The organism is Metallibacterium sp., assembly GCF_054637675.1.
Genome location: NZ_JBTSRB010000075.1, coordinates 1 through 9,593 on the forward strand (window position 1 = coordinate 1; position 9,593 = coordinate 9,593).

Annotated in this window: 14 protein-coding genes and 1 pseudogene; 11 read left to right on the forward strand and 4 right to left on the reverse strand. The window is 63.1% G+C overall.

Features of this window, described 5'->3' with window-relative positions:
* From ACYDAT_RS15035 to ACYDAT_RS15050, 4 genes and pseudogenes are all read left to right on the forward strand, one after another.
* The coding region (locus ACYDAT_RS15035; protein ID WP_461451151.1) for a glycosyltransferase at window positions 1–837 on the forward strand (837 nt) is incomplete at its 5' end.
* 48 nt (window positions 838–885) lie between these two features.
* Window positions 886–2,997: a glycoside hydrolase family 99-like domain-containing protein gene (locus ACYDAT_RS15040; RefSeq protein ID WP_461451153.1), complete on the forward strand. Its 2,112-nt coding sequence runs from the start codon at window positions 886–888 to the stop codon at window positions 2,995–2,997.
* A 378-nt stretch (window positions 2,998–3,375) separates the two neighbouring features.
* Window positions 3,376–3,702: pseudogene (locus tag ACYDAT_RS15045) on the forward strand (type II toxin-antitoxin system RelE/ParE family toxin).
* Window positions 3,699–3,980, forward strand: coding sequence for a helix-turn-helix domain-containing protein (locus tag ACYDAT_RS15050; RefSeq protein ID WP_461440546.1), 282 nt, complete (start codon window positions 3,699–3,701; stop codon window positions 3,978–3,980). The pseudogene ACYDAT_RS15045 and the gene ACYDAT_RS15050 overlap by 4 nt, the downstream one beginning before the upstream one ends.
* 72 nt (window positions 3,981–4,052) lie before the next feature.
* Here ACYDAT_RS15050 and ACYDAT_RS15055 read toward each other — a convergent pair whose 3' ends face one another.
* Entirely contained in the window at window positions 4,053–4,322 is a 270-nt protein-coding gene (locus ACYDAT_RS15055; RefSeq protein ID WP_461440547.1) for a hypothetical protein, read from the reverse strand.
* Here ACYDAT_RS15055 and ACYDAT_RS15060 point away from each other — a divergent pair.
* From ACYDAT_RS15060 to ACYDAT_RS15085, 6 genes are all read left to right on the forward strand, one after another.
* Window positions 4,321–4,719 (forward strand): type II toxin-antitoxin system RelE/ParE family toxin, encoded by a 399-nt coding sequence (locus tag ACYDAT_RS15060; protein WP_461440548.1) that lies wholly within the window; start codon window positions 4,321–4,323, stop codon window positions 4,717–4,719. The two genes, ACYDAT_RS15055 and ACYDAT_RS15060, sit on opposite strands and share 2 nt — an antisense overlap.
* On the forward strand, window positions 4,688–5,005 hold the full coding sequence (locus tag ACYDAT_RS15065) for a helix-turn-helix domain-containing protein (RefSeq protein WP_461440549.1): 318 nt from the start codon (window positions 4,688–4,690) through the stop codon (window positions 5,003–5,005). Before ACYDAT_RS15060 ends, ACYDAT_RS15065 begins: the two co-directional genes overlap by 32 nt.
* A gap of 290 nt (window positions 5,006–5,295) precedes the next feature.
* A complete protein-coding gene (locus tag ACYDAT_RS15070) occupies window positions 5,296–5,706 on the forward strand; it encodes a helix-turn-helix domain-containing protein (RefSeq protein WP_461440550.1) in 411 nt (136 codons plus the stop codon).
* A 154-nt stretch (window positions 5,707–5,860) separates the two neighbouring features.
* Window positions 5,861–6,157, forward strand: a complete 297-nt coding sequence (locus ACYDAT_RS15075; RefSeq protein WP_461440551.1) for an antitoxin — start codon at window positions 5,861–5,863, stop codon at window positions 6,155–6,157.
* Complete coding sequence (locus ACYDAT_RS15080) at window positions 6,154–6,564, forward strand: type II toxin-antitoxin system VapC family toxin (protein WP_461451156.1); 411 nt, start codon at window positions 6,154–6,156, stop codon at window positions 6,562–6,564. The genes ACYDAT_RS15075 and ACYDAT_RS15080 overlap by 4 nt, the downstream gene beginning before the upstream one ends.
* Before the next feature lie 330 nt (window positions 6,565–6,894).
* The gene (locus tag ACYDAT_RS15085; RefSeq protein WP_461442359.1) at window positions 6,895–7,065 is read left to right on the forward strand and encodes a CopG family ribbon-helix-helix protein; all 171 of its coding nucleotides are present in this window, start codon (window positions 6,895–6,897) and stop codon (window positions 7,063–7,065) included.
* Between the two features lie 20 nt (window positions 7,066–7,085).
* Here ACYDAT_RS15085 and ACYDAT_RS15090 read toward each other — a convergent pair whose 3' ends face one another.
* The 3 genes from ACYDAT_RS15090 to ACYDAT_RS15100 are packed head-to-tail and all read right to left on the reverse strand — an operon-like array spanning window position 7,086 to window position 9,064.
* The gene (locus tag ACYDAT_RS15090; RefSeq protein WP_461451158.1) at window positions 7,086–7,469 is read right to left on the reverse strand and encodes a hypothetical protein; all 384 of its coding nucleotides are present in this window, start codon (window positions 7,467–7,469) and stop codon (window positions 7,086–7,088) included.
* Between the two features lie 34 nt (window positions 7,470–7,503).
* Window positions 7,504–8,271, reverse strand: a complete 768-nt coding sequence (locus ACYDAT_RS15095) for an ABC transporter ATP-binding protein (RefSeq protein ID WP_461442331.1) — start codon at window positions 8,269–8,271, stop codon at window positions 7,504–7,506.
* A gap of 4 nt (window positions 8,272–8,275) precedes the next feature.
* Window positions 8,276–9,064 (reverse strand): ABC transporter permease, encoded by a 789-nt coding sequence (locus ACYDAT_RS15100; RefSeq protein ID WP_461442332.1) that lies wholly within the window; start codon window positions 9,062–9,064, stop codon window positions 8,276–8,278.
* A gap of 75 nt (window positions 9,065–9,139) precedes the next feature.
* Between ACYDAT_RS15100 and ACYDAT_RS15105 the strand changes: the two genes are divergently transcribed.
* On the forward strand, window positions 9,140–9,593 hold a 454-nt coding region (locus ACYDAT_RS15105), incomplete at its 3' end, for a helix-turn-helix domain-containing protein (RefSeq protein WP_461451160.1).

The window sequence follows — 9,593 nt, forward strand, 5'->3', positions numbered from 1 at the left end:
GATGCGCGGATTTACGTCTACGACAACAACTCGCACGATGGCACCGCGCGCGTGGCGGCCGCAGCCGGCGCCACGGTGCATTCGGAAACACGTCAGGGCAAAGGCCATGTTGTGCGCCGCATGTTCCGTGACATCGAGGCGGACTGGTACGTCATGGTCGACGGAGACGCCACTTATGACGCGGCCATCGCGCCGGCGATGCTGCGTCTGGCGATGGACGGGCCCTGCGATCTGGTCAATTGCGTGCGCCGCGAGACCGAGCAGAGCGCTTACCGCGAGGGTCACCGCTGGGGCAACCGCGTGCTCACCGGCACGGTCCGGCATATTTTCGGCGACCAGGTGCAGGACATGCTCTCGGGCTACAAGGTCTTCTCGCGCCGGTTCGTCAAGTCGTTCCCGGTGCTGTCCGTGGGCTTCGATATCGAAACGGAACTCGCCATCCATGCGCTGGAACTGACGATGCCGGTGGCGCACCTGGAAGGTGATTACCGCGGAAGACCTCCAGGCTCACAGAGCAAGTTGCGCACCTATCGCGATGGCTGGCGCATCTTGCGGTTGATCCTGCGCATGGTGCGCCACGAGCGGCCAATGCTGTTTTTCGGTGCGATTGCCCTGCTGTTGGCGCTACTGTCCGTGGTGCTGGGCACGCCGGTGGTGGTGCATTACTTGGCCACGGGCCTGGTTCCGCGCTTTCCCACGGCGTTCCTGGCGCTAGGCATCATGGTGCTGGCCGCTCTTGCGCTGACCACGGGCATCATTCTCGATACGGTGACACGCGGCCGCCGCGAGCTGCGCATGCTCGTGTACCTGCAGTATCCGATTCGCGCAGTTGAATAGCAGCAGCACTTGCCGGCATGCTTTCGGACCTGTTCCGATCTGAGCCGCATGCGCAAATTTCGCAAGTTGTACCAGGCCTTGCCATTCGCGGCGCAACGGGTGCGCATCAAGCGCTGGTTGGCTGCGCGCTCGGCGCTTCTGCGTCGGCTGGTGCTCGCCGCGCAGCAGGATGCCGCGCGCGAGTTGGAACAAGCCGCGCATGCCCCATCGGACGCACCGACCGTCGATGACGCCATGCGAGTGCTATCGCGCCCGCATGCGGGTGGGTGTGGCATCGGGTATGTCGCGCAATCGCTGGCCAGCCTGCCCGCGCCGACGCCGGTGCGGCTGGTGGCGTTCTATCTGCCGCAGTTTCATCCCACGGCCGAAAACGATGCATGGTGGGGCGCCGGTTTCACCGAGTGGACGCTGGTGGCGCGCGCCTTGCCCAAGGTCGAGGGTCAGGCGCAGCCCCAATTGCCCGGTGCGCTGGGCTTTTATGACTTGCGCCAACCCGATGTGCTGCGCGCTCAGGCGCGATTGGCGCGCACCCATGGCGTGCATGGCTTCTGCTTTTATTTCTACTGGTTCGGTGGGCGTCGATTGCTGGAGCAGCCACTGCTGGATTTTCTGGTCGATGTCGGCAACGACATGCCGTTCTGCCTGTGCTGGGCCAACGAACCCTGGTCGCGGCGCTGGGATGGGCGCGATGACGATGTGTTGATCGCGCAGCAGCACGGCGCCGAGGACGATGGGGCGTTCATCGACTACGTGGCGCGCTATCTGCGCGATGCGCGCGCCATCAAGGTGGATGGCAAGCCGGTGCTGGTGGTGTATCGGCCGAGTCTCTTGCCCGATCCGAAAGCCACGGCCGCACGCTGGCGCACGCGCTGCCGCGAGCTGGGCATTGGCGAGATCCATCTTGCGTTCACGCTGGCGTTCGACAGCTTCGTGCCGCGCGATATCGGCTTCGATGCCGCGATCGAGTTTCCGCCCAACAATGTCGCGGCGCGCGATATCACCGCACAGGTCAAGCGGCTCGATCCGAATTTTGCCGGCCGCGTGCACGACTGGCGCAGCCTGGCCGCGGCTCCGCCGATGCTGCCGGATGATGCCGGCACGCTGCACCGCGGCGTTTGTCCGGCCTGGGACAACGAGGCGCGACGCACGGGTCGCGGCCGCGTGTTTCTGCATGCCGCGCCACGCCGTTACCGCGACTGGCTGGTGGCCGCGATGCGCGACACGCTGCGCCGTTGCGCGAATCGCGAGTCGACGCTGCTGTTCATCAATGCCTGGAATGAATGGTCGGAGGGCGCCTATCTCGAACCGGACGCGCGTCTCGGCTACGCCTGGCTCGAAGCCACGCGCGCGGCGCTGCAAGTCGTGGCAGCAAGCCCGAACGTTGCGCCATCACTGCGTCCATCACAACGGGTGTGCGTGGTGCTGCATGCGTTCTATCCCGAATTGCTGGACGAGATCCTGCTGCCACTGCGTACCTGGGGCATGCCGTACCGACTGCTGTTGAGTACGGTCGCGGCCAGCGAAAAGGCCGTGCGCCAGAGGATTGCCGCGCTGGGCATGACGGCGGAAATCCAGGTTTTCGAGAACCGCGGGCGCGATGTGCTGCCGTTCCTGCAACTGGCGTCGCGCTTGCTCGATGAGGGTGAAAGCCTGGTCCTGAAGCTGCACACCAAACGCTCGTTGCATCGCGGCGATGGTGAGACTTGGCGCCGCGATCTGCTCGACAAGCTGGTCGCGCTGGACGAGTCCGAGTGCATCCTGCAAGCCTTTCAGGCGCAGTCTGCGCTGGGCATGGTGGTGCCTGACGGACACTGGTTGAGTCTGCGCGCGTACTGGGGCGCCAATGCCGGCAATGTGCAATCGCTGTGCCGGCGCATGGGTATTGGCGAGATCGATCCGGACACGGCTGCTTTCCCGGCAGGTTCCATGTTCTACGCGCGCCTCGAGGCGTTGCGTCCGCTGCTCGACACGTCGCTGGAACTGTTCGAGTTCGAGCCTGAAACGGGGCAACAGGATGGAACCATGGCGCACGCGATCGAGCGCGTGCTCGGGCTGTGCGTGCAGACCGCCGGGATGCGCGTCACCACCAGCACGGCCCTGGATGAAGCGACGCCGGTGGTCGTGCGCGACTATCCATTCGCGGCGCGCGATGGCGGGTAAAGACAGCAAACCAGGCATGCTCAGCATTCCGCAATCTGTTTGTCTTGCTGAGCTTGTCCACAGCAGTCGGCGCGCGCCATCAAGCGGGTGATCGCCTGGCAGCGGGAAGCCATGTAGGGGCGAGGTCACACACTCAGCGGAGGGAACCTCTAAAAACCCGACATCCCGGCTGTCATCCCCGCGTAGGCGGGGATCCAGCGACTTTAAACCCTTGAAAGCAAAGGCACTGGATGACCAGCTTCGCTGTTTGTGAAGCGCCTCCCGCTTTCGCGGGAATGACGATCAAAGGCGAGGTTTTTAGAGGTTCCCCGGAGTCGCTGGTCATCCAGTGCCGCGGCATGGTTGTGCGTTTATATCCATGCCAGTATGATTTCAATCATGAAGCCCCTTCGATTCCTTGGTGACTCACTCAAAAGCCTGCGTGAGTTTCCCGATGACGCGAGGCAGGATGCTGGCTACCAACTCGACAAGGTGCAGCGGGGCAAGCAGCCGAACGACTTCAAGCCGATGCCGGCCATCGGCAGAGGCGTTGAGGAAATTCGTATCTGGGATGACTCGGGCACGTAGCGTGTGATTTACACGGCTCGACTGGGCAATGCGGTCTATGTGCTGCATGCGTTTCAGAAGAAGGCGCAGGCGACATCGAAGCGGGATACCGACCTGGCCAAGTCCCGCTATGTCGAGCTCCTGAGAGGTGCACCATGACGAAGCACGAAACCTATGGCAGTGTGTGGGACGCCATCGCCGATACCCCGGAGCAAGCGGCCAATCTGCGCGCGCGGGCGGAACTCATGCAGCAGATCGCAGCCATCATCGAGGCTGGCGGCTGGAAACAGGCCGAGGCGGCTGAACGCTGTGGCGTGACCCAGCCGCGCATCAATGATCTGCTGCGCGGCCGCGTGTCGCGCTTCTCGCTCGATGCGCTGGTGAACATTGCCACGGCGCTGGGCCGGCGTGTCCACTTGGCGCTTGAAGCCGCCTGAGCCTATCGTCATCCTCGTTTGAGACTCGTCATTCCCGCGCAGGCGGGAAGCGCTTCACAACAGCGAAGCTGGTCATCCAGTGCCGACGCCGTCTCCAAGTGCCAGAAGGCGCTGGATGTGCGGATAGCCATCTGCTGTTTGGAAATGGATTCCCGCCTGCGCGGGAATGACGAAGGCGCGCGGGAATGACGAGGTGGGATGACGAAGGGGCGCCCAGGATGACCAACGGAAGTCCCCAAGGGATGAAAAGGCTCCCTCTCCCAGCGGGTGATCGCCGAGCCGCGCGCGTGAGCGTTCCGGCGCGCAGGCAAGCTGTATCACCCAGTGATAGACTTGCGTCATGAGCCGGGTCTTCAAGACACGTACGTTCAATCGCTGGTTGCGCAAGTCTGGCCTGTCGGATCAGCGCCTGTGCGCAGCCGTCGCGGAGATGGAGCGCGGCTTGATCGATGCCGATCTTGGCGGCCATGTGCTCAAGAAACGCATCGCCCTGCCGGGACGTGGCAAAAGCGGCAGCACGCGCACCCTGGTCGGCACCAACTACAAGAGTCGCTGGTTCTTCCTGTTCGGTTTCGGCAAGAACGAGCGCGCCAACATCGCGGCGGATGAGCTGACCGCGCTGCAGGAAATCGCCGGTACTTTGCTGGCGTTGAGCGAGACCCAGGTTGCAGATGCCCTGACCGCTGGAGAACTGCTGGAGATTTGCAATGACGAAAAAACGCCAAAGCCGCATCCTTGACGAAGTGCATGAGACCGCGCGCGGGCTGCATGGACAAGGCTTCATCGACAAGCGTCGCATGGGCGAGTTCGACGCGCTGTGCAAGCTCACCGTGCCCTCGCTCAGCCCGCGCAAGATCAAATCCCTGCGCGAGCAGTTGCAGGTAAGCCAGCCGGTGTTTGCCGCGCTGCTCAACACCAGCACCTCCACCGTGCAGAAGTGGGAGATCGGCGAGAAGAAGCCGGGCGGCCCCTCGCTCAAGCTGCTGAACCTGCTCGAGCGCAAGGGCATCGAGGCGGTGCTTTGACATGCTTGCAGGGCTGGCGGTGCGCGCATGAGCTTTCCGCGCTGCGGCAAGTACAAAGACAGTGTGCTGCCATGGCTTGGGGAGGTGCCGGCGCATTGGAGTGTTCAGCGACTCAAGTACGTTACTGACATCCAGACGGACACGACGCCCAGGGATGACCTGACGCTCGCGTTGCGGCGCATGCAAGAGGTTCATCGTGGCCAGGAAAATTCCCCACATCGGCAGCACCCTGGACGACTTCCTCGCCGAGGAAGGGGTGCTCGAAGAAGCGTTGGCGCGCGATCAAGCGGGTGATCGTCTGGCAGTTGCAGGAAGCCATGCAGGCGCAGGGCATCACCAAGGCGGCGATGGCGCGGCGCATGCACACGAGCCACTCCATGCTCGACCGCCTGCTCGACGCGACCGACACGGGATTGACCATCGACACGCTCAGCCGTGCCGCCCAAGCCCTTGGCTATCGAGTGAAGATCGAGCTGGCCGCGTATCCGTCGCGGTGTCTGCCGATGGCGCAGCCCGAACCTGCTGGTCCGCGCAAGTGCCACTGGAGCACGCGGCACACGCCAGTCGTGCAGCCTGCTCAGGAGCTTCGCCACGAGCGAATTGCATCGGATTACCGTGAATTCCGGATAGCTCGGAGGCCGCCCGTGCATTCGTGGCTTGTGGCTGCGGGTGCGAGACGCGCTGGATCTGCTGGCCAGTGACTTTGCTCGTCATTCCTGCGTAGAGCCTATCCCCGCGCAGGCGGGGATCCAGAAGCGCAGCGCTCGGCATGACAAGGGGCGCGGCGCCGTTGACGGCGGCGTCCCGCACGAATATATACTTGCGCATATACATTGATTGAGCGCGAGTGCCCCCATGTCTGAAACCCGTATCGCCAAGCTGTTCAAGAACGGCGGGAGCCAAGCGGTTCGGCTGCCTGCCGAGTTCCGCTTCGAAGGTGATGAGGTGTATGTGATCCGCGATGATGTAACGGGTGACATCCTCTTGTCCGGTCGTCCGGGTGTGAAGGCCTGGGCGGATTTCTTCGGCCTGGTCCATGCCGTTGGCCCCAGTGACGACTTCATGGTCGATCGACCCATGAATACTCCATCTGCGGCGCAAGGTGTCTTCGACGCGATCCCGGGCAAGAGAGCCGCCCGGCGCACACGATGACGCTGTACATGCTCGATACCGACACGGCGAGCCACGTCCTCAAAGGGCGCTATGCGGCAATCGAAGCGAAGCTCGCCATGGTTGCGCCTTCCATGGTGTGCGTGTCCGCAGTGACCCGCGCCGAGATTTTGTATGGCCTCAAACGACTGCCGTCAGAGCATCGCTTGCACCGAGTGGTCGCGCGGTTTTTCAAGCTCGTCCGGGTTCTGTCATGGGATGCGGACGCCGCCGAGTGGTATGCGGAGATTCGTCATCAGTTGGTGGGCAGCGGGCAACCGATTGGCGAGTTGGACATGATGATTGCGGCGCACGCACTGGCGGCTGGCGCGACGCTGGTAACGAACAATCAGCGCCATTTCCGGCGCATCAAGGCGTCTTTGAGTCTGGTGAACTGGGTAACGGGTTGATGCTCCACGGCGTCTGCGGACACCGCCCGAAGCATCGACGCAGGACAAGCGTGGCGGCCTGACCGACGCCGAGAGCTTTTGCGTGGTACGGAATTCGAGGCGCTATCCGCAGCATGCGCGGGCACCGGTTTGTTGATGCGCGCCCGGCATGGCAAGGTACCTTTAATACGAATGGCACTTACTTAAGCGCAAAGCTCCAATTTCCGTCATTCCCGCGAAAGCGGGAATCCAGTGACTTCAGGCTGCCAGAGGCGCTGGATCCCCGCTTTCGCGGGGATGACGAGCTTAAGTAAGTGCCATTCCCTTTAATACCTAGCCCCTGCTGGCCATATGACCGAGCATGCCATTCGTCCTGTGGCGATCAAGATCGATATTGACATCAAGGAGCGTGTGAAGCGCCTGGCTATCGCGCGCCAGCGCACGCCGCACTGGCTCATGCGTGAGGCCATCAGTCAGTACGTCGAGCGTGAAGAAAAGCGCGAGGCGTTCCGGCAAGCTTGACTCAATGCCTGGGATGAGTATCAAGCCACCGGCATGCACGCGACCGCCAAAGAAGTGGGTGCGTTGCTGGCTGCCTTGGAATCCGGCACGGATGTCGAGCCGCCTGAATGCCACGCCTGATCTGGGCGTTGCCTGCGCTGCGCGATGTGCGGCGCCTGTACCGTTTCCTTGCTGAAAAGAATGCCGACGCGGCCCGGCGCGCGGTGAAAGTCATGCGTGAGGGTAAGCAAAGCCTTCAAACCAGGCATCTGATTCGCGCTGAGCTGCAGTCGTTGCGGGGAGTCCACCCCCGCGACTGTTCTCGTCATCCCCGCGCAGGCGGGAAGTGCTTCACAACAGCGAAGCTGGTCATCCAGTGCATGGTCGGACAGCGCGTATCCGGGCGCGGTGGGCTTGTTCGACACCGAAATCCTGCGCGTTGCTCAGCGGACAAGTTGGTCAGCCGCGCGCCACGTGCGCCTCATAAGCCGCGGTGACTTCCGCGGTGCTGCCCATCGCCATCAGCTTGCCGCGATCCAGCCATATGGCCTTGTTGCAGGCTTGCCGGATCGCCTCGTTGGAGTGCAGTGCGATCACCACGATCTCGGCGCGGCGATGCAGCCCTTCCAGGCGCGCCTTGGCTTTCTCCTGAAAGCGCGCGTCGCCCACGCCCAGCACTTCGTCCAGCAGCAGGATCTCGGCATCCACCGCGGTGGAGATGGCGAAACCCAGGCGCACGCGCATGCCGGTGGAGTAGGTGCGCAGCGGCAGATCGAGGTAATCGTTCAATTCGGTGAACTCGGCGATTTCCTCGGTCTTGCTGCGAATCTCATTGTCGCCCATGCCCAGCAGCAGGCCGCGCAGGCGGATGTTCTGCCGCCCGGTGGAGTGCTCGTCCATGCCCAGGCTGATGTCCAGCAGCGGCACGGTCTTGCCCTGCGTGCGCACGCTGCCCGCGGTCGGCGGATATATGCCCGCCATCACCCGCAGCAGCGTCGACTTGCCCGCGCCGTTGGCGCCGATCAGGCCCAGGCGGTCGCCGGCCTCGACGCTGAAGCTGATGTCGTCCAGCGCGCGCACGATGACGACGCCGGCGTTGTCCTCGGCGATGCGGTTGCGGCGGCCCGCGCGCAGCACGCGCTTTTTCAGCGATTGCCCGGAGACATCGAAGATCGGCAGATCCAGCCCGACGTGTTCCAGCGTGATCGAGGTCGTGGTCATCGTCATCGGGTCACAGCCAGTAGGGGATGCGCTTGTGGTAGCGCCCGGTCAGCGCCAGCGCGAACAGCCAGCCAACAACCGTCATGCCCAAGGCGACCTCCCAGGTCAGCAAGGCCGGCCACTTGCCCAGCAGCGGCTCGCGCACCAGATCGATCAGGTAGGCGAACGGGTTGAAGGTCACGATCCACTCGTGTTTTTTCAGCGCGCTGGCCGCGAACATGATCGGGGTGACGAAGTACATCATCTGCATGAATGCCATCACGATCTGCGGCAGATCGCGGAAACGCGCCGAGAACAAGCCGACCACCATCGCCATCCACACGGCATTGAGCAGCAGCACGATGAGGCCGAGCAGGAACAGGGGCACGGTCTCCCAACTCTTGACGCCGTAAATGCCCAGCACGAGCAGCACGATCACGAAGTTGTGCAGAAAGATGATGAAGTTGCGCCACATCGCTTGCAGCACATAGATCAAGCGTGGCGTGTGCACTTGGCGGATGTAGTTGCTGCTGTTGATGTAGGCGTTGCAGCCTTCGGTGATGATCGTGGACATCAGCGTCCACGCCACCATGCCGATCGACAGCATCGGCAAGTAGGTATCCATGTTCTGGCCAAGAAGGGCGCCGAACACCAGCCCGATGGCGCCGATCACCACGCCCATGCTGATGGTCAGCCAGAACGGCCCCAGCTTGGAGCGCGCGTAGCGCTGGCGGATCTCGATCCAGCCCAGCAGGCTCCACAGCCGCCATGACTTGAGGCTGGCGCTGAGATCAGCGGTGGCGGTGCCGAGAGCAGCCATGACAATCCGGTTGGGTCGAAAGCGCGACATGATAGACGACTCGACGGGCCGAGTTATGCGCGCTCCTGCGAGTCCGTGCTGCGGTTCAGCGCCGATCATGGCTGCACAGCGCGAGGCGTCGCTGCCGATGCGCTGAAATCTTTGATCTGCCGCCGTGCACGCTGCACTCAAACCCGGGTCTTGCTACGTTCAATCGCTGGTTGCGCAAGTCTGGCCTGGACCGCTGGAGAACTGCTGGAGATATGCAATGACGAAAAACGCCAAAGCCGCATCCTTGACGAAGTGCACGAGACCGCGCGTGGTTTGCACGGGCAAGGGTTTATCGACAAGCGTCGCATGAGCGAGTTCGACGCACTGTGCAGGCTCACCGTGCCCTCGCTCAGCCCGCGCAAGATCAAATCGCTGCGCGAGCAGTTGCAGGTAAGCCAGCCGGTGTTTGCCGCGCTGCTCAACACCAGCACCTCCACCGTGCAGAAGTGGGAGATCGGCGAGAAGAAGCCGGGCGGCCCCTCGCTCAAGCTGCTGAACC